Raw genomic sequence first — 20458 nt, forward strand, 5'->3', positions numbered from 1 at the left:
TTGAATTTTCGATTAGCCTTTAATTGAACCAATCAAGACGCCTTTGACAAAATACTTCTGTAAGAATGGATAAACACACAAGATCGGAAGCACCGAGATGATGATGGCAGCAGCCCTTAACCCCTCCGGAGTTACCATCGTTTGCATAGAAGCACCTTCGCTCCCGTTGGTCGCATTCGTATTAAGCAGATTCTGGCTTGTCGTATCGATCATCTGCAGCAGCTTCACCATCAAAGAAAGCTTCCCCGAATTCGTAATATACATGAGCACATTCATATACGAATTCCACCAGGTAACCGAATAAAATAACGTCAACGCCGCAATAATTGGCATGGAGAGCGGAAGGATAATTTTCCAAATAATGAACAGGTCATTAGCTCCGTCAATCGCTGCAGATTCCTCAAGTTCAGAAGGCAATCCTTCGAAAAATGATTTCATGACGAAAAAATTGTACGTACTTAATAGCCCCGGCAGCCAAAGTGCCCAATACGTGTTCATGATGCCCAGCGTTTTGATGAGAATATAATTGGGAATGATCCCTCCGCCGAACAGCATGGTGAACGTTATGATCATAAGCAGAGCATTCCTGCCTTTGAGCCGCTTGCGACTTAACGGATAGGCCGCCATGATCGTTGCTACAAGGTTAATGGAAGTTCCCACAACCGTAATAATTAATGTATTTTTCATAGCATTAAACAGCTGACCGTCTTCAATTAAGTTTTTAAAAGAAGTGAATGTGATTTCCTTCGGCCATAGGAACACTTCCCCTGACATAATGGCCCGAGAACTGCTTAATGAGGTAGATAGCACATGAATGAACGGGAACAACGTCATCATGGCAAGTACCGCCAGAAACACATAGATGACACCATAAACTAGCTTAACTGACGAGCTCTGACTGCCGGACACCGCATTCCCCTCCTACCATAGCCCATTCTCGCCTAAGGCTTTAATTAATCGATTCACGCTGACCACCAGAATCAAGCCAATGACGGATTGAAACAGACCAAGTGCCGTCGTATAGCTGTACTGCGCGCCTTCAAGACCTACATGATAAACATAGGTGCTGATGACATTCGCGACCTCTGAAACCGCTTTATTTTGCAGCACGAAAATATGCTCGAAGCCCACATCCATCATCTGACCCACACGCAGGATCAGCAGAATCGCGATTGTGGATCGGATGCCCGGAAGTGTAACGTGCCAGATGCGACGAAGCTTGCTCGCTCCGTCAATCTTCGCTGCTTCATACAGCTGAGGATCAATGCCGGCCATGGCGGCCAGGTAGAGAATGGTTCCCCAACCCGCATTCTGCCATATTCCCGACAAGATGAATGTAATCGGCCACCAGAAGGTGCTTGCCATGAAATAGATCGGCTCAATGCCGAACAGCTTCACTAAAGCAAAGTTTACGATCCCCGTGGAAGGAGACAGCAGCGCGATAACAATTCCGCCAAGCACTACCCAGGAGATAAAATGCGGAATATAAAGCAGATTCTGAATCGTTCGCTTGTACCACTCCAACCGGACTTCATTTAAAAGGATGGCTAGTGCAATAGGAACCGGGAAAGCGAAAACGATACTGTACACATTCAGGAGAAGCGTGTTCTTTAATACATTGAAAAAATCCGGACTCGTGAACAATCTGTTGAAATGTTTTAGGCCAACCCACTGACTCCCCCATATCCCATCGGCGAAACGATAATTTTTGAAGGCAATGATCTCACCGAACATCGGCGTGTACTTAAATAGGAAATAGTAAGCAAAGATGGGAAGCAGCAAGAGATATAAGTATTTGTCCCGCTTCACATACTTCCATGCCCGTTTAAGCTTCGTTGTTTGCTCCTTCTTGCCGGCAATGGCTTGTGCGGTGGTGGCCCCGACGGTTCGTGATTTCATGTCCCTACCTCCTTTCAGGTCGATGTCTTGCACCTTTATGGTATCGTTCCAGGATCGATTTAGCATATAGACACTTTTTAAAAATACACACCTTTTTTAACCGGAAACGGATTCGCTATTTTTATCATCTTCGCCTTTTTTAAGATTTTCCCTGAATTCCCCTGGTGTTAGGCCTGTATATTTCTTGAAAATACGTATAAAGCTCTGAACATTGTTATAACCAACGCTCTCCGCAATGGTGTTGACTTTCAGCTTTGAACCCAGCAGCAGCTCCTTTGACTTCTCCATGCGGATCTGAATCAGACAATCCATAAAATTGGTTTCCGTCGTTTCCTTGAAGAGCTTGCTTAAATAAGGAACGCTTAGCTCAAATTGCGCTGCCAACAAATTAAGTGAGAGATCGCTATCCATATAATGCTGCTCGAGATACGCCAGAACCTGTTCGATGGTATCGTGGTGCCCTTTGGAGAGCCGCTTCTCTTCGGTGCGCACAATAAGCTGATGCAGGAAATCGGACATGTAGCTCTTCAGCTCAGCGACTTTGACACAGCTTTCAATCCGGTCATAGATGTTTTCCTTCGGGTCCAGGAATTCTTTGATTTCGAGACCTTTATCCGATATGACCTTAATGGATTTCATAATCATCTGAATGCACATCTGTTTAATTAACTCGGGAGGAACATTGCCCGCCACAACCTCGCCAAAGATTTTATCGAGCTGCGATCGAAGCTTGTTTTTATCCGTTTCCCGAATCAGGTTGACAACAGAATCAATTAGCGCTGTGATCCGGTAAAATTTCTCATTATAATTGCTGCCCGCAATATCGTCGATGGACACAACCGTGTTATCGCCCATAATTAACTTATATTTCAACGCATTCAGCGCTTCTTCATAGGAAATCTGGATACCTTCCAAATTGGATTGTGGACTGCCTACACCAATGGTTACCGTTTGTTTAAAATGCACCCCTACATAATTTTTCACCAGATCAGCCACTTGCAGAGCTTGAATTTGATTGCCTTGCGAATCCTCCGATTCGAAGCTCATAATGACAGTGACTCTCCCATCGGTCAATTCCACGGAAGTCCCCTTGCATACGCCTGCGATGAGTTCGTCCGCAACATTGCTGATGGCATAAGTAAATAAATACACATCTCGCGGAGTGTGATTCTCTTGAATGCGATCCAGTTCAATGATGAGCACGATGAATTGTTTATGATATAAATCTATTCCGAGCGTATGGAAATACGGCTTCATCCGGTTATAGTTCGTTTTATCCCCCATTAGCAGACTCATGATCAGACGCCATTTCAACGCAGGCAAGCTGTCATTCATTTGTTTCTGCAAAGATTCGTTGTCAGATATCATCTGTTTGAAAAACTGCTCCATATAGGTAAGGTCGCCGGTGCGGACCGATTTCTTACCCGCAACGGAATGAAAGAAAAGCTCAAGCGGCCGAAACGTGTAGTTGCTTACTGCAAAGACAAGAACGATAGCTAGAAAGAACATTCCCGCTGTCACAACCAGCAATAAATTGCGGACAATCATTAACGGTCGGTTCATTTCGGGATCGGGAACGATACTGATGTATTTCCAGCCATTGTAACTGGAAGTTAAATAAAAAGTGGTGTAGCTTCCGCTTTTCGAGTGCGTCGTGATATAACCGTTATCCTTAAACTCACTTATCTCGGGGGCGCCGGGAATCGTGCTGAAGGAATGAAACAGATGCTCTTTGTTCTGTGAAGATATAATCATCCCTTGGTTATTAATAACTAGTGTTTGACCTGCCCTTTGCTGATCCACATCTTGAATGAGATTGGATAACGTGCTTTCCGCGACATTGACAATAATGGCACCTTTGCGAAACTGCGGTAAACTGATCAGGGGGTAAGTCCGCACCAATGTAATCATGTTTTTCTCAATTTGCAGTCCTGAGCTGACCTCCGTTACCTTCCTGGTATCAAGCCATTCGCCGTAGCCCTTCATGCTCACATAAGCATCATGCCAAGCCATATCGTAGAAGCTGGATTCATCCGAGTACGTCACATCGGTCAACAAGCTCTTGTTCGCTAGAGAATACAAATAAAACGATGAGATATTGCTGTTCGTAAACATCAGCGTCTTGAACCGCGTATTCAAAATGCGGAAGTAATTGAGCCGCAGTTCATCGCTCGCATATCTGCCATTGAGGAATAACTCGACATCGGGTTCTTGGATGAAATTAATTGTGCTCGTATCAATTTCATGCAGCATCATTTCTATCTTCTGCTGACTGAGATGAAGCAGCGCTGTATTCGTGCGGCGGAGCTGATCTTCCATGCCCCCTTTCGAGCTTAAATAGGACAACCATACGGTGGATGAAATGATGATTAGGAAAAACACACCATAAATTACCTTGAATCTGGCCGATATGTTACCTTGTAAAAATCGCATGGTTATCTCCTTTTCTCTGTGTAAAATAGAGGCTCGACAATGTGGCACACGTATATTGGTAACGCTTACAAATTACCATTTGTAAATCCTTTCCTCATATGATAAAGCAAGAATGGGGATTGTTCAACCTGACAAAAGAAGGAAACTACCGGTCAAATGGAGAAAAACCTCCAAGTAAACAGCACTGTTTACCTGAAGGGATATGATCCTGACGCAACGCTATTTTTTTATCGGAAGCTCAATTTGCACCTTAGTTCCCTGGTTAATCTTACTTTGAATCGTCAAATCTCCATTATGTCCATGAATAATTCGTTTGCACACCATTAGCCCTAAACCGGTGCCATTCGTCTTTGTCGTGAAAAACGGCTCACCCAACTGAGTCAGCTTATCTTCCGAAATACCTACACCTTGATCTTCGACACAAATAATCAGTCGTTGATTCAGGACATTTCTTACGGATAACTGTATCAATCCACCATTTCCCATGGACTCAATCGCATTCTTCAAAATATTAATTAAAACTTGTTTAATTTGGTCTGGAATACAATAAATGGCCGGGATGTCTTGATCCATGTCCATTTGTATCTGTACGTTATACAGATGAGCATGGGGCTGAAGAAAAGCAATAACACTTCGAACAAGCTCCCGGGGATTACTCTCCAGATAGTAACTCAAGTGTGGTTTCGCCAGCGTCATAAATTCATTCACGACATAATTGATATGCTCGAGTTCTTCCATCATCACATCTACATAGTCGGCATTTTTCGCTTTTAGTAAATGTACGAACCCTTTCAGGGAGGTTAACGGATTACGGATATCATGTGCGATGCCAGCTGCCAATTGACCAATTAAAGACAATTTCTCCGATCGGATAATCGCTTCTTCCGACTTCTTGCGCTCCGTGAGATCGCGAATGACGCTCTGCATGACCGGATTCCCAATATTTTTGTGAACATAAATCGAGGATATTTCCGCATCAAAAAGCGTGCCGTCTTTCTTGCGCATTTTCCGCTCCACAAAATCACTGTAGTTATCCATCTGCATAATCTGTTCTATTCGCTCAATGATCACTGCCTTATCCGTTGGACAGAAATAATTATAAATCGAAGCTCCAATGAATTCATCGGATGAAGTTTCGCCAAAAAGTTTACAACAAGCATCATTCACGAACAGGATGAGTCCGTCTTTATGCAAAACAATAGGTTCAGGATTAAGCTTGAGCAGCCTCCTGTACTGCTTCTCACTCTCAAAAAGCTCCTCTTCCACTCTTTTCTTTTCACTGATGTCTCGTTCCAAACCGACAAAGCCAACTACGTTTCCGTCCGTATCTTTCAAAGGCGAGACTGTCACACTGGCAATAAAAGTCGTTCCGTCTTTTCTAAGTTTTATCGCTTCGAAATCCTTGACTTGCTCGCCATTGATTAATGACTGGTACAATCGAAGAGCATCGTCTTTGTAATCATCCGGTGTCATTGGCAATATTTGTCCAATAACCTCTTCCCTCGTCCAGCCATGTAAATCTTCAAATTTCTTATTCACTTCCAGCACAGTTCCATTTATATCGACGATTACAATCCCATCGGATGTTAAATTCATGAAGGAATCAATTAAGTATTCTTTTAAATTCATGAGTAAATATCCCCTAGTTCAATCAAGTGATAGTAAGTGTATTCGTCTCCAATGGTGAAAAACCTTTATTAATCGTCCTATTCAGACGTTTTTTTACATTTTATCATTAGAAATTTAAATGGCGGTTTATTTTCCGCATTCTTATGCGGCTCAATAATTTCCGAAAATTCCAACAGCCCGTATTTCCCGAATTCTTGGGTGATCGAGTCTGCGTCATAGAAAAACATTTTTACACCTGCGGGAGTCTCGTAATAGTCTTTACCCAATTGTTTACCCTTTCCAAACATAGGGGCTTCTTTTGAAATCGTCGTAAACACCATATATCCGTTCGGCTTTAACTGGTTGTAACAATCCTTGATAAACTTTGCTCTCTCGTCTTCATTCAATAAATGAATAAGCGCATAGCTGAATATGCCGTCATACTGCTTGTTCTCAAACGGCATGTCAGACACTGAACCATGAAAAATGTCAATGTGAAGTCCTTCTTGCCCGGCCAATTCAATCGCTGTTTTCGAGATCTCAATGCCTGTTACATGGATGTCATTATCCATAAAAACCTTTGCGTTTCTACCATACCCGATGCCCGGTATCAAGATATCCTTGACGTTTTTCGCCAGGAAAAAGTCCTTGGTCAAGATGGCTGAGTCTGCAGGTTCAAATCCCCACATCCTTTGATTCTCGATAAAGCTGGATTCCCAAAATTCTGTCATTCTACATTCTCCTCTTATATGTGATATTGGCTTAACATTTGTCAGCAAGTTGTATGCCTATTATAGAACGAACGTTCTAAAAGATCAAATTTTCACATAGAGGAACTACACTCCACTATTTCGATGAATAGTGGAGGGGTGGCGACTGGAGGGGAACTACAGGGCCTTATTTCTTCACATTTGGCTGATTTTTAGCCCAACATGAAGAAATAAGAGCCACCAGTTCCCCTCCCCGCGAAAAAGGGCGCATTTCGAGGAAATAGCGACCTGGAATTCCCTTCGCTGAATGAGCAAGTGCAACGCGCTGCGTATTCAGCGATGCTGAAGGGCTAGGTGGTGAGGTTCGACCTCACCCTATCCGCCAAGCCCTCCCCAAACGCTAAAAAAAGATCGCCAGCGGCGATCTTTTCCCAATCTCAACGAAACGCGGAGAAAACCGCGTGTCATTCCGATGAAACAGCAACGCTTCTCCCCGACTCCTGATATCTTTCGAGGACAAGCTTCATGGCTTGGACGATTTCGGGATACGCGTCAACCAGATTATTCGTTTCACCAATATCTGTACTGAGATCATACAGTTGGTACTGCGGCGACCCTTCCGGCTCTTCGCCTGGCTTTGGATAGCTCCATCCGCCCGAGCCCGGACATAACTCCAGCTTCCAGTTCCCTTGGCGAATAGAGAACGCCCCTTGAATGGAATGGTGAACAATGGCTTCTCGCAATGGCCGTTCATAAGGTTGATCAGCCCAAACAGGCAGATTGCTCACACTATCCTCACCTGCGTCCGGAGGTAACGTTACTTCTACTATCTCTGCAACCGTTGCCAGCAAATCCGTCAGGCAGACAGGCTCATCGCTCAAGCGCCCAGCTTGTATGCGCTGCGGCCATTTTACAATCAGCGGTATCCGATGCCCGCCTTCATAAATATCCGCTTTATGACCGCGGAAAACATAACTTGGATTATGCCCAAATGCTGCAAGCTCCTCATAATTTGCTCGAGGCGAGCAGCCATTATCGCTCGTATAGATGACAATGGTATTGTCGGACAGTTGTAATTCATCGAGTTTATTCATAATTTGGCCAATCACATCGTCACACATGAGCACGAAGTCACCATACGCGTTCGTACCGGATTGACCAACGAATGCCTCCGATGGCAGGATCGGGGTATGCGGAGCAGGTAACGGGAAATAGATGAAAAAAGGCTCATCCTTGCATTTCTCGATCCACTCCAATGTTTTAGCTGTAAGTTTAGGAAGTACTTGCTGGTGTTCGAAATCCGGTGCTGTAGCCCCTTCACGCCAATAAGCCACCGGATCATCGTTGCGCGTGATGCGATCCGGCAGTTGAGTAACCCGGTCGTTCTCGATATAGACATAAGGGGGCATATCCAGCGATGCGCTAATCCCGTAATAATAGTCAAATCCATGTGATATCGGCCCCTTTTGAACAGGCTCTCGATAATCAACTTCACTTTCCGCGTCGCCCACCTTCGCCCATTCCATGCCCAAATGCCATTTGCCGATACAAGCCGTCTTATAACCCTGTTCACGAAGTAAACTGGCGACTGTCATTCGGCCATCCTCAATGAGTGGAGCGGAGAATCCATTCAGAACGCCCTTCTTGAGCGAGGAACGCCAATTGTATCTTCCCGTTAAGATACTATATCGAGATGGCGTACAGACGGCAGATGAAGAATGAGCATCCGTAAAGGCAATCCCTTCTTTGGCCAATCGGTCAAAATGAACCGTATGAATTTTGGAATTTTTATTCAGATAGGAAATATCGCCATACCCCATATCGTCCGCCAGAATATAAATAATGTTCGGTTGTTTGGATTTCATCTGTTTCTCCTCCTAAATGGAATGGACAGTTCGAAAAGCATGGATTCCCACCATGCTTTTCACTAGAACTTTATTTTTTCATTTTCGCATCATAAGCGGCTTGATAGATGTCTAAATATTTTTTCAGATTCATATCGTTCAATTTCTTCACATAACCGTCCCATTCTTTATCAATATTAGCGTCACCTGTTGTGAAACGAGCGATCATCTGATTGATGTAGTCCGTCAAAGTTTTCTCTAGATCAGCAAGCTCTGTAGCTTGGTCGTTGGAGAAGAACAAGGCTGGAAGGACAGACTCGGGCTTTTGCCTATATGGCTCATAGTTATTTCTGGTCTCTGTAAAGAGCTTGACTTCCTGTGGATTTTTCGGATCTGCCATCTGCCCAAGCCGGAAATCGTTGGAACGAAGTGACGGTGCGGATTGCCCACTCCAATTGATATTGTTCGTTGCATTGGTCGGGACGGCGCTAGGAAGTGTTTTCCATATCGCTTGTTTTCCGTTAATGCCTAACTCTCCGCTTGCTGCATAATCCCACTCAGTTCCAGGACGCCCAATCGTTTGACGTAACGTCATCTCTGTATTGTAAAGCAGGTCACCTAAACGGAATGCAGCCTCTGGATTTTTCGCTATGCGTGTTACGACATAATAACCTTGAAGTACGCTTGATTTCCATGGCGTCGTCTGTACACCTGTGGGTCCTTTCAAAGAAGGAACGGATTGCACTTCCAACCACCTGCCGCTCGGACCGCTAAAAGTGGTGAAGATCCCATTGTGCTGTGCAACTTCGCCGCCCAGAATGTTAATATCCGGATTCTCACCCATCGCTTTCGCTTGATCTCGATCTTGTGTGAACGATTGCGGAGCAATCAAGCCCTCAGCGTACAGCTTGTGAAGGTAAGTCAGCCCTTCTTTCCAACCTGGTGTATTAACCGAAGTTGTCACCTTGCCATTATCAACATATAACCGAGTCGTAATACCGGAGTCTAGTACAAATGAGTTCATGATGAAGGAATCGATATTTACGTTCGGCCCAACCGCTGCACCCGACAACGGAATTTCATCTGCTTTACCATTTCCGTTGGGATCTTTCGTCTTAAATGCTTTGAGAACGTTATACAAGTCGTCTGTTGTTTTTGGCATTTGAAGGCCCAACTTGTCTAACCACGGCTGGTAAAGCCACATTTTCTGCGACATTGAACAGTGATAGCACTCATTCACTTGAGGCAAAGCATAGATTTTACCGCCAGGAGCTGTAATCTCATCCTTAACCCCTTGAACGATATCGAACATTTTCTTCGTCTCAACACCGTACTGATTAATGTAAGGTGCGAGATCCAGGAAGTCTCCTTGCGTGCCATAAATCAACTGTTGGGTTGGCGAGATTCCGAAACCCATGATGACGTCAGGTAGATCACCACTGCCGAGCACAAGGTTCAATTTTTCCACAGCCGACTTTTCGGGAGCAACCGTCCATTCAATATGAATATTCGTTTTCTCCTCCAAATATTTCGTAAACTCGTTGTTTGCATAATCACTTACGCCTGGAAAACCTTTGACCAATACTTTAATGGTCGTTTTCTCTTTGGTTATCGGCAATTCACCCGCTGCTGTAACGTTGCTGGTTTTCACCGGATCCTTGGCCGCTTCTGCAGGCGCATCATCTTGTTTTTCTGCACACCCTGCAAGGACAACTCCGCTTGCAAGAATAACGCTTAATCCCATACCCCATATTTTTTTCATTCCAAGAACAACCTCCCCTTATTTATCCTTTCAAAGAGCCAATCATAACACCTTTTATGAAATACTTTTGCACAAAAGGATAAACGAGCAGTAATGGCAGTGATGAAACAACAATTAACGAGTATTTCAAAAGTGCGCGTAAGCCTTCTTGAGCAGCGATTTCTTTCATGTCCAGCATGGAAGCATCCACTTCGTTTTGCACCAGAATTTCTCTTAAAACTAATTGCAGCGGATATAACTTCTGATTATCCAGATACAGTAAGCCATTAAAATATTGATTCCAATAACCAACCGCAGAATAAAGGGCAACTACAGCAATAATCGGACCTGACAGCTGCAAAACGATTGAAAACACATAGCGGAAATCGTTGCAACCATCGATCTGAGCCGCTTCCAGCATTTCGTCCGGCAATGTCGTTTTGAAATAGGTGCGTGTAATGATAATGTTAAACACACTCATCGCACTTGGAATAATCATCGCCCACGCCGTATTCAGCATTCCCAGGTCTTTGACCAATAGATAAGAAGGAATTAGCCCCCCTGAGAACATGGTCGTGAAAACAAACAACAGCATAAACCAATTTTTACCGAATAAATCTCGTCTGGACAGCGGATATGCAGCAGCAATGGTCAGTACAACACTGAGCAATGTACCTGCTACCGTATAAAAAACAGAATTTCGAAAGGAGCTCCAAATCAATTTGTGTTTAAAAACGGCCGCATACCCATCTAAGGTTGGTTGTACCGGCCACAGCCAAACTTTGCCCGAGATCACGGCATCAGGAGAACTGATAGAAGCGCTTACAACAAACACTAGCGGGTACAGGATGACCACAAGAAACAGACAGATCAGCAGCATATTGACCCAATTAAACCATTTGTCACCTCGTGATTCGAGGATATGTGACTCTTTCATACCTCCTTGCACCTCCCCTGCTACACCGTTACCATAAGCTTTCTTGCTTTGCACGTTTCGCGATTTGATTGACAATAATAAGCATGGCAAGTCCAACAACCGATTTGAACAAGTTAATAGCCGTTGAGTAAGAGTAGTTCATCGCTTGTGAGGCAAGTCCCACCTTATACACGTAAGTATCAATAACCTCTGAGGTCCTCAGGTTTAATTGATTTTGTAGAAGCAGTACCTTCTCGAAGCCGGAATCCATAATATGCCCTGTGTTCAAAATCAGTAAAATGATGACAACAGGCATAATACCAGGAATATCGATATGCAAAATTCGTTTAAATTTGCTGGCGCCATCAATCACCGCAGCTTCATGCTGAGACGGATCAATACCTGAAAGCGCTGCCAAGTAAATAATGCAAGAGAAACCTACGTTTTGCCAGATACCCGACCAGACAAAGACAGAACTAAAATAGCTTGGCTTCGCCATGAAATGAATGGGTTCAAACCCCAACACCCCAAGCAAAAGATTGACAATCCCCTTTTCTGGATCCAGAAGGACGAGCACAATCCCTGCCATAACGACGACAGAAATGAAATGCGGAGCATACGTAATCATCTGTACTGATTTCTTAAACCACTTGTTTTGAATGTTGTTGATAGCCAGTGCCAGAAGGATCGGGAACGGAATACCTGCAAGCAAGCTGTAGAAATTCAGAACTAATGTGTTTTTTAAAAGGGTGCCAAATTCATACGAGTTAAAAAATCTTATGAAATGTTTAAATCCCACCCAACTACTGCCTGTGATTCCTTTTGAAGCAATAAAATTTTTGAAAGCAATTTGCGCACCGTACATCGGATAATACTTGAACACGATAATGTAAAGAACAGGCAATGCTAATAAAACGTACAGCTGCCAACTACGATGCAGCTTCTTTAAAAATGACATTCGTTTGATCCCCGTATTGGCTTTTGTCATCGTATTTACACTTGCCACCGTTTTCAATGGGGTAACCTCCCTTCGTCGTTGTATAGCTTCAATGTAAGGGTTACCCTCGTTGCATGTATATATGAAAACGTTTAAATCCTGTGCAATCCTTAGGTTTTGAGGATGTGCAATTGCTTTATTCATGTGCAAATGTTATTTTCCCGCTAAACATTCACTTCTACAGACCTTTGATAAACCGTTGCGCTAACCCCATGCAGCCGCTTAAACGCTCGGCAGAATGTATTGGATGAGGCGTATCCTACCTTGTCGGCAATTTCTTGAATGGCGTAATCCGAATTTCTTAATAGATGCTTCGCTTGTTCCATCCGCAATTGCTCCAAATAATCTGAGAAATTGATACCCGTTTGATCCTTGAAGAACTGTGACAAATACACCTTGGATACACGAAGTCGATCTGCGGCTTCATCCAGACATAACGCCTTGTCGGCAAAGTCTTTCTGAAGCATCGTACGAATATTATCCAGTAGTTCAATGTTACGACTTGATCGTTGCTCCACGACATGCTGGCAAATCGTCGCATAAGCAAGACGAATCGCAGTAAAATGCTGCTGCAAGCTCTCATAAGAAGGCTCCGCGCCATCTATACGCTGTATTTGCATATAAACCTCCTCAGCTTGCATGCCTAATTGCCTTAAAAGTTTGACGAGATTCCCCCACAATTCGCCAATAAATAAACGGAGCACAGTTTGTGAGAGGTGCCTGTTCTCAAAATTTTCGGTATACAGCGCCTGCAATAGACGTGTTACCTCCTCCTGTTCACCGGCCAATGCCACATTCATCAGACGCCCTTCCATGTCTTGCGGGTAATGGTAATCATTAAGCGCTGCTGGGAGTTCATCAAACCACTGCAATCCATCCTTGTCTAATCGGACCAAGGCAAACAATGCCTCTCTAGCCTGCTCATATGAGCGTGAGATTGCGGTTACCCGGTCACAGTACCCACCGATGCCACAATCGGATACAATTTGAAACCGTAAGTTAATCGCCTGACAGACTTGTTCCATCAGTTTCGTTATGTTTTCACGATGCTTGTTAGCGTCATGCGAATATACACTAAGTAATACAGCTATTTGGTCTTGTGCCACATCATAGGCAAATCCGTCTGCGCCTACAAGCTCCCTGATTAACTCAGCGGATGCGAAGCGAACTCGATCCAGATCCTTGAGCAGCCGTTCATTATAGCCATTGTCATATCCTTGGATGCGAATGAGTGCGACGACATATTGCCGATCTTCATCCTCCATGCCTAACCCTAGATGTTTGAGCAGGATATCTGCATCTCTTGTTGATAGGAATTGTCCTTGCATAAGCCTTCTGAAATAGGATGCGCGTAATAAAGGCACCTGCAGCTCCAGCTCGGATTGCAGTTTACGGTTGGAAAGCGCCAGGCCGGACACAGCTTCACTTATAAAGCCATACACATCGTGCTGTTTCACTCCGCCTCCGACGAGTTCTTTCAGCGACTGGGCAAGAGCTCGAAGCGGTTTGCTATTCCGATAAGCAAGGAAATAAGCCATGGAAACACCGATCACTAGAAAAAGCAGCGTTAAGGAGAAAATAATCTTTTGAATATAATGAACTTTTCCTAAAAGAATAACTTTCGGTTGACCAACGACGTATGTCCATCCATTTATCGTTGATTTGGTATACGTCACAATCATGGATTGATTATTCAGCTTTTGCTCAACAATGCCATGCTGTTCCTTCAGATCAGCCAATCGGACGGGAAGTCCGGTATTTTCACCAGATAACGAGCTCATAATGCGGCCTTGGTCATCCAGAATATACGCCCAGCCGCCTTGCGATAAGTTAAGTCCCTGAAACAGTTTGCGGATCTCAGCTTGATCAATCATAACGGCGATAACCGCCTGCGGATTACCCGGTAGTCCTAACGATTGTAAATACGTCATCATTTGGTACGAGCTTTCTCCGATACTCATGTGTTCTGAGGGGAGAAAAGAACGGGAATGATAGGTTTGCAGCCAATTCTTCCGCATTTTCTCTGTATCTCCGCCATCATAAACGGCAATCCGGTTAAAAAATTCATCCATGGTATAGCTAGAGCCCGGCGTTAAAACAAGGTCGCTATTCTTAAAAAGAATATAATAGTTATAGACGAAGTTATTGGAAAGCTTGAAATCATATAAGCTTTTAATCGTATCTAAAACAGAATACGTGTTGGCACCCTGAAAAGGGTCCTTCACCGTCATAAACTGAATGACTTTCGTGTTGGCGGCAACTTGACGTCCAATCGAAGTAATTTCATCCATTCTTCGTTCAAGAATGTCTCTGCTTTGCTCCAGAACGAGCCTATGATTCTCCGTGGCATCCTTCTCCATTACATTAATGGTTTCTCGGTAGACGATATAACCAATACCTAACAGCATACAAATAAATAAAAGATAAGGGATTAGCATACGAATAAAAACTTTATGTCTGACATTCGTATCCGGTACAAGCCACTTGCGCATGGGGCATTTCCTCCTTGTTACCTCTAAGCCAATTGGATTCATTTACTCTCAGTATAACAAAGTATTGTGAGCGCTTGCATAAAATTTCGCCTAGACGCAATAGCCTGTAACGATATTTCTCATCGTTACAGCAAAAAAAGAGCTAAGCACATACAGCTGCTTAGCCCCTCATTTTATTTCACTTCACAGTCAATCATGACGTGAATGGTATCTCCCTTATGCTCGTTTCGCAATTGGAAAGCCCGGGAAACTTCCGCAAGCGGAACGACATGTGTAATCATTTCCTCCGTATTCACTAATCCGTCGAGAACCAGCCGCAAGCCTTCATCGAAGTAACGCCGATTATCAATGTCACGTTTGGGTTCCGTTGAAAGGATATCCAGCCGTTTTTTATGCACCTTGAAGAAATCAACCGGCTTGTGACAGGTACCAATGCACCCATACATGACAATTCGCCCATTCTGCGCTGCAGCATTTATCGCATCAACCATACCTGCCCCTTCCAGAAGACACGGAATGACAACATCAAAGCCATCCGGGAAATCCGCTCCTACAATATCCATCGTATCCGCATGTTCATGAGGGATTTTGTACGTATGGGTGGCGCCATATTTGCGTGCAAGTGCCAGTTTCTCGTCAAATAAATCGGTGACAACCAAATTTCTGGGACTAAACATATTGATAACCTGCGTCATCACTAGACCGCTCACGCCTTGTCCCGTGATCAATACATTTTTATTCGGCGAAATGTCTCCGAGTTCTGCGGCATGGATAATACCTGGTAGCACTTCAATCAGCGAGCCCTCGATTAACGGCAAATCTTTGGGCAGCACTTTGACTGAGAACGGGGTACAGCATACATACTCGGCAAAAGCTCCCCAAACATACCGAAGAGCAACATGATCGCCAACCTTGACACCTATTACATTAGGGCCGACCTTATCAATGATGCCTGCAACTTCATGTCCCAGCCTCGTAGGATACGAAATAAATTCAGGCTCGCGCGCGCCACGGAATACTTCAACATCACTGCCGCATATCCCTACCCACTTGACCTTAACTCTTACTTCTCCATCCTTGGGTTCTGGAATCAAGGCTCTTCTTACGCTAATTTCACCAATGGCGTCCATAACCGCACACATTTGTGTACCAGGACCATCATAATCAACCAATTCCATGGGAGGCACGGACATTTTTCTAACCATTTACATAATTCCCCTTCCATCTACCAAAAGTTTACTTCAGCCTGTTAAGCCATAACTTCCCACATCTTCTCGTTCACTTCATACATGGTCTTCTCTTCCTGCAAGCCTCTAATGATGTCTTCGACGACTTCCTCCATTAAAGCAAGATGTCCTTGTACGGAGGCTCCGGCAATATGAGGTGAGAGAAGCACATTAGGAAGAGAGCGGATAGGATGATCTACAGCAAGAGGCTCTTTTTCGAACACATCAAGAGCAGCAAAAAATCGTCCGCTTTGAAGCTCTTCCATGAAAGCCTGTTCATCCACCACAGGACCTCTAGAAGAGTTAATAAAAACAGCACCGTCCGGAATGAGCGCGAGCAATTCTCGGGTCAGCATTCTTTCCGTAGCAGGAAGCTTGGGCGCGTGAACCGAGATAATGGGGCAGCTCATAACCTCCTCTAGTGTAGCCCTCTTAGCATTCAGCCGAGCCGCTGCTTCTTCGCTCAAATAGGGATCATAAATGCGAACATTGACTTGAAAAGGCGCAAGCAGCTTGATAAACGCGCGAGCCGTAGAGCTGGCCGAAATGATGCCAACCGTACTTCCGGTAAGTTCTCTGCCCTTCAAACCAGCAATCTTCCATTTGCCATCCCGCATGGTTGAGTCAAATTCAGGTAAATGCCGCAGAGTTGTCAACAGCGCTGCCAGACAATATTCACCCACACTTAAGGCAATTCTTGGAGCCGCCGAGAAAACTTTGACCCCTTGTGCGAAAATTTGTTTGGGAACAAGGTTCTTCACTGTTCCGGCTGCATGCCCAACGGCACGAAGCTTGACGGCCTTCTCCAGCATTTCATCAGTTAAGCTGGGCGAGCCCCAACTGGTAATAATGACTTCTGCCTCAGCAATTCGTTCTGAAAGCTCTGCCTGCGTGTAATCACGCCCTGTCTCATTCCACACGGGTTCGAAGTACTCATTTATTCGTGCACGGCACGCCTCTGAACAGACTTCATCCAATCGTGATTGTGGTGATAACACCAATGTTTTTAACTTCATTGCAGAAAGTCCTCCCTCTGTTTTCCTTAGACAAATCCCAAGCTTAAAGCTGCACAACCTGACCGGTCCGCATAGATTCAAAGCAACCATCCATGACTCTCATTACCTGGATAATTTCCCTGCCTGAAGCCAGCGGTTCACGCCCTTCTCGAATCGCATTGGCAAATTCCTCAAGCTGCCATTTGAAATTAGGGAATGTAGACTCACACGTTTCCAGCGTCTCGCCGTTCAGGCTAAGTTCATACTCATCCTTCAGATGCAGTAAGCCGTTCGATCCAATTAAATAGCGCTCATAAATACTGTTCTGCGTCGACCATATCCGCTTCCCAGTAAGCCCATCCTCATCGGTTGGGCGGCAACCGGCGTTAAACGACATCCACACATTCGCCATTTGACCCTCACCAAAATTCATGGAAATCGCCACTTCATCTTCACCCGACCAATTCGGATTGTTGGAATGTCCCTGCGCATAAACGGACTTCGGAGCTCTGCCATATGCCCACTGAATATAGTCTAGAATATGGCTTCCCCATAATGGAATGATAAATCCGCCAATTTTTGATTCATCCTTCCACCAGTCCGCTGCCGGCTTATCCATATGCGCCAATAACATCGCATTGATGTTGATCAGATCACCAATGGCTTTCTTTCTCACCTGACGAATTGATTCCATGACCGGTTGATAGAAACGGCGGCTTTGCCCAATCATTAACGTAACGTTAGCACGCTCCGCCGCCTCCGCCATCTCCTCCGCTTCCTGCACATTCATCGCCATAGGCTTCTCGACCAGCACATGTTTGCCGGCACGAAGCGCCTTAATCGAATATTCTGCGTGAAGATCATGCGGCAGAAGCAGCAAAAACGCGTCAATATCCGGATCATCTACAGCGTCATCGTATGACGTATAGGTATGGACCCCCTCCCACTTTTCGGCTTCCTGCCGCAGTTTACCTTCATCACGAGAAACAAGGGCAACAAGTTCAATGTGATCGGATAGCTCCCGGATAGCCGGAAGATGGGACTTCGACACACGTCCCAATCCGACAACGGCTAATCGTAATTTACGCAGCATGTTTGCTCGACTCCTTTTTCTCTTTATTTGCTGTTTTTCCTGTCTTGATAGGACTTATTAAATTCATCTATCATCTTCATGTAATTGGCATCCGCTTTATACATTTTTACCATCGCATCCCAGGATTCGATCGGCTCTTTCCCCATTATCACTTTGACCTTCATATCATCCATTTTCTTCTTGAAGTCAGGTCCCATTTTCAAATCAATATCGGACATCAGACCAATGGATACATCTGGTACGCCATAATTTCCTCGTTCATCAATAATTTTCTTATTACGTTCGAAGGTAGCTTTCGGCATACCCACGCGATAAGCCCATAAGTAGGGATCGAATCTTTCGAAGATTTTACCGAACGAGCTTTGTGATACACTGTCTTTCACCGCTTGTTCTGTCGCCGTTTTGAAACCGTCTACCACGGTGAAGTGGATATCCTTCAGGCCGTAACAGGCCAATTCGAAACCTTCCTCGGATGCGCCGTAATCCATCAAAGCCAGGATTTTCTTCATTTTGGCTTCAGGAACTTTTTTCGGAATCACATACAGCCCTGCGAATCCGCTACCTGTAGGAACCATTTTACCGGCTGCACTTTCCAAATAAGTCATAGCCACAAAATCTGCTTTCGGATCAAGCTTTTGCGCGCCTTCCGTAGCACGGAAAACGCCTTCTGTGGTATCCATTTGAACACCGACTTTTCCTGCTTTCGCCATGTTTTCAAAATCGGTAGTTTTCATAGCAACGAAATCTTCAGGCAATATTTTATCCTTGTACATCTTGTTCAGATAAATAAGTCCGTCTCTTGTTCCTTGTTCTAAATCAGTATCCACCAGTTTGCCATCTTGCAATTTCCACTTGCCATTACTTTTATTGAAAATATCAATGACTTTCTCCCAGTTCTTGCCGTTATACCCGTACGTGTCAGCTTTCCCGTTCTTGTCGGGATCTTTGTCGACGAAAGCTTTCAAAGCGGTGTAGAACTCATCCATCGTGTGCGGCATCTTCAGCCCAACGTTATCCAACCAGTCTTGGCGGATATTAAAGAAGCTGCTTCCATGCAGCGGTCGTACCGATGGCAGGATATATTGCTTGCCGTTTACTTTGACACTGTCCATAATTTCTTGCGGATAAGCCGATAAATTTTTATAATCCTTCAAGTACGGCGTCAAATCCCAAAAAGCACCTTGCTTGATCATGGTGATCGCTTGCGTTTGCTTCATGTCTTTGATTTTCATTAAATCCGGCATATCGCCTGAAGCTAACATGACATTCTGCTTCTCTTCCCATGCATTCGGAGATGCCCAAGTAATCGTCAGCTTCGTATTCGTGCGCTTCTCGAATTCCTTGGTCACCGGATTATCGGCTGCGGGTGGTTCCGGTGTGCTAAACTCCGTAAAAATGCTGATTTCCGTTGGCGGACCGCTGTCAGCTGCAGCTCCCGTTCCTGTTCCTGTTGTTGAAGCCGGTGCTCCGCCTGAGCAAGCCGACAGAACCGATGCTGCCATCATGAAAGTTAACGATACAGGCACCGCTTTGCTCGTCATTGACCTCTCATTTCTTTTCATAAGAACCCTCCTCTATCATTTTAAAAAGATTATCCTTTCACCGAACCCAGCATGACGCCTTTGGCAAAATGCTTTTGCAGGAACGGATAAACACATAGGATTGGCAATGTCGCAATGACGACAGCAGCCATTTTTAAAGTTTCGGTAGGGATGCTTTGTTCGGCCATCATCTGTGCTGCAGCAGCCCCTCCTGCTTGCGTCGATGAGTCGATTAACATATTGCGGAGCACGAGCTGAAGCGGCCACTTGGTGTAGTCATTAATGTACAACACCGCACTAAAAAAGGTGTTCCAATACGCCACTGCGTAGAATAATCCAAATGCGGCAAGAGCAGGAAGAGATAGCGGAAGGACAATGCGGAAGAAAACGCCGATATCCGTGGAGCCGTCAATGATGGCGGATTCTTCTAATTCAACAGGGATGCTGTCGAAGAAGCTTTTCATAAGAATGACGTACCACCCGCTTGTCAGCACCGGTAGAATTAAGGACCAGACGCTGTTAATCAAGCCCAAGTCGCGAACCAGAAGATACGGTGGGATCAGTCCCGGACTGAACAAAAGAGTGATCAGAATCAATAACATAATCAGTCTTCTGCCCTGCAACCGCTTACGGGATAACCCATAAGCCAGTGCAGCAGTGATCACCAGGCTGAGCGCTGTTCCGACAGTTGCCAGAAAACCACTGATCATCGTTGCATTTTGAAAGGCTGAGGTAGATAACAAATATTTGTAGGAATCCAGTGTCCATTTCTGCGGAAATAAGAGATAGCCTTGCTTTTGAATGTATTCTGCTGGATCCGTAAATGAAACGACAAACACATAATAAAGCGGAAAAATCGTAATGATCGCTATGATACCGAGCACGATAATATTCATCGTATCAAATAAACGCTCGCTTAAGCTTCGATTCATCATTCTCACCCCGTTTCCTGTATTTGCGGAG

Annotated in this window: 15 protein-coding genes; all 15 read right to left on the reverse strand. The window is 44.7% G+C overall.

Annotated elements, in window-relative coordinates; all coding sequences use genetic code 11:
* Nucleotides 1–12: 12 nt before the first annotated feature.
* The gene (locus GON05_RS19250) at nucleotides 13–909 is read right to left on the reverse strand and encodes a carbohydrate ABC transporter permease (protein ID WP_309491755.1); all 897 of its coding nucleotides are present in this window, start codon (nucleotides 907–909) and stop codon (nucleotides 13–15) included.
* A 12-nt stretch (nucleotides 910–921) separates the two neighbouring features.
* Entirely contained in the window at nucleotides 922–1899 is a 978-nt protein-coding gene (locus tag GON05_RS19255) for an ABC transporter permease (RefSeq protein ID WP_157321021.1), read from the reverse strand.
* Between the two features lie 96 nt (nucleotides 1900–1995).
* On the reverse strand, nucleotides 1996–4332 hold the full coding sequence (locus GON05_RS19260; protein ID WP_157321023.1) for a helix-turn-helix domain-containing protein: 2337 nt from the start codon (nucleotides 4330–4332) through the stop codon (nucleotides 1996–1998).
* A 219-nt stretch (nucleotides 4333–4551) separates the two neighbouring features.
* A complete protein-coding gene (locus tag GON05_RS19265; protein WP_157321025.1) occupies nucleotides 4552–5961 on the reverse strand; it encodes a PAS domain-containing sensor histidine kinase in 1410 nt (469 codons plus the stop codon).
* Between the two features lie 77 nt (nucleotides 5962–6038).
* Nucleotides 6039–6671, reverse strand: a complete 633-nt coding sequence (locus tag GON05_RS19270) for a class I SAM-dependent methyltransferase (RefSeq protein WP_157321027.1) — start codon at nucleotides 6669–6671, stop codon at nucleotides 6039–6041.
* Nucleotides 6672–7114: 443 nt separating this feature from the next.
* Entirely contained in the window at nucleotides 7115–8515 is a 1401-nt protein-coding gene (locus GON05_RS19275) for a sulfatase family protein (protein WP_157321029.1), read from the reverse strand.
* A 70-nt stretch (nucleotides 8516–8585) separates the two neighbouring features.
* Entirely contained in the window at nucleotides 8586–10256 is a 1671-nt protein-coding gene (locus GON05_RS19280; protein ID WP_157321031.1) for an ABC transporter substrate-binding protein, read from the reverse strand.
* A 22-nt stretch (nucleotides 10257–10278) separates the two neighbouring features.
* Entirely contained in the window at nucleotides 10279–11172 is an 894-nt protein-coding gene (locus tag GON05_RS19285; RefSeq protein ID WP_127450845.1) for a carbohydrate ABC transporter permease, read from the reverse strand.
* Nucleotides 11173–11200: 28 nt separating this feature from the next.
* Nucleotides 11201–12016, reverse strand: coding sequence for an ABC transporter permease (locus GON05_RS19290; protein WP_397369014.1), 816 nt, complete (start codon nucleotides 12014–12016; stop codon nucleotides 11201–11203).
* A gap of 296 nt (nucleotides 12017–12312) precedes the next feature.
* On the reverse strand, nucleotides 12313–14640 hold the full coding sequence (locus GON05_RS19295; protein WP_181646147.1) for a helix-turn-helix domain-containing protein: 2328 nt from the start codon (nucleotides 14638–14640) through the stop codon (nucleotides 12313–12315).
* Nucleotides 14641–14813: 173 nt separating this feature from the next.
* A complete protein-coding gene (locus tag GON05_RS19300; RefSeq protein WP_157321035.1) occupies nucleotides 14814–15845 on the reverse strand; it encodes a zinc-dependent alcohol dehydrogenase in 1032 nt (343 codons plus the stop codon).
* Between the two features lie 44 nt (nucleotides 15846–15889).
* A complete protein-coding gene (locus GON05_RS19305) occupies nucleotides 15890–16882 on the reverse strand; it encodes a hydroxyacid dehydrogenase (protein WP_157321037.1) in 993 nt (330 codons plus the stop codon).
* A gap of 43 nt (nucleotides 16883–16925) precedes the next feature.
* Nucleotides 16926–17954 carry a Gfo/Idh/MocA family protein gene (locus GON05_RS19310; protein WP_157321039.1) on the reverse strand — a complete coding sequence of 343 codons (1029 nt, stop codon included), beginning with the start codon at nucleotides 17952–17954 and terminating at the stop codon, nucleotides 16926–16928.
* 23 nt (nucleotides 17955–17977) lie between these two features.
* On the reverse strand, nucleotides 17978–19516 hold the full coding sequence (locus tag GON05_RS19315; protein ID WP_246239253.1) for a type 2 periplasmic-binding domain-containing protein: 1539 nt from the start codon (nucleotides 19514–19516) through the stop codon (nucleotides 17978–17980).
* Nucleotides 19517–19545: 29 nt separating this feature from the next.
* Nucleotides 19546–20427, reverse strand: coding sequence for a carbohydrate ABC transporter permease (locus GON05_RS19320; RefSeq protein ID WP_157321041.1), 882 nt, complete (start codon nucleotides 20425–20427; stop codon nucleotides 19546–19548).
* Nucleotides 20428–20458: the final 31 nt, after the last annotated feature.

This window comes from Paenibacillus anseongensis, assembly GCF_009757995.1.
GTDB classification, from domain to species: Bacteria; Bacillota; Bacilli; order Paenibacillales; family NBRC-103111; genus Paenibacillus_E; species Paenibacillus_E chondroitinus.

Coding starts and splice junctions, on each gene's coding strand:
- GON05_RS19255 (WP_157321021.1), bottom strand. CDS start 1,899: ATGAAATCACGAACCGTCGGGGCCACCACCGCACAAGCCATTGCCGGC.
- GON05_RS19260 (WP_157321023.1), bottom strand. CDS start 4,332: ATGCGATTTTTACAAGGTAACATATCGGCCAGATTCAAGGTAATTTAT.
- GON05_RS19265 (WP_157321025.1), bottom strand. CDS start 5,961: ATGAATTTAAAAGAATACTTAATTGATTCCTTCATGAATTTAACATCC.
- GON05_RS19270 (WP_157321027.1), bottom strand. CDS start 6,671: ATGACAGAATTTTGGGAATCCAGCTTTATCGAGAATCAAAGGATGTGG.
- GON05_RS19275 (WP_157321029.1), bottom strand. CDS start 8,515: ATGAAATCCAAACAACCGAACATTATTTATATTCTGGCGGACGATATG.
- GON05_RS19280 (WP_157321031.1), bottom strand. CDS start 10,256: ATGAAAAAAATATGGGGTATGGGATTAAGCGTTATTCTTGCAAGCGGA.
- GON05_RS19285 (WP_127450845.1), bottom strand. CDS start 11,172: ATGAAAGAGTCACATATCCTCGAATCACGAGGTGACAAATGGTTTAAT.
- GON05_RS19290 (WP_397369014.1), bottom strand. CDS start 12,016: ATGTACGGTGCGCAAATTGCTTTCAAAAATTTTATTGCTTCAAAAGGA.
- GON05_RS19295 (WP_181646147.1), bottom strand. CDS start 14,640: ATGCGCAAGTGGCTTGTACCGGATACGAATGTCAGACATAAAGTTTTT.
- GON05_RS19300 (WP_157321035.1), bottom strand. CDS start 15,845: ATGGTTAGAAAAATGTCCGTGCCTCCCATGGAATTGGTTGATTATGAT.
- GON05_RS19305 (WP_157321037.1), bottom strand. CDS start 16,882: ATGAAGTTAAAAACATTGGTGTTATCACCACAATCACGATTGGATGAA.
- GON05_RS19310 (WP_157321039.1), bottom strand. CDS start 17,954: ATGCTGCGTAAATTACGATTAGCCGTTGTCGGATTGGGACGTGTGTCG.
- GON05_RS19315 (WP_246239253.1), bottom strand. CDS start 19,516: ATGAAAAGAAATGAGAGGTCAATGACGAGCAAAGCGGTGCCTGTATCG.
- GON05_RS19320 (WP_157321041.1), bottom strand. CDS start 20,427: ATGAATCGAAGCTTAAGCGAGCGTTTATTTGATACGATGAATATTATC.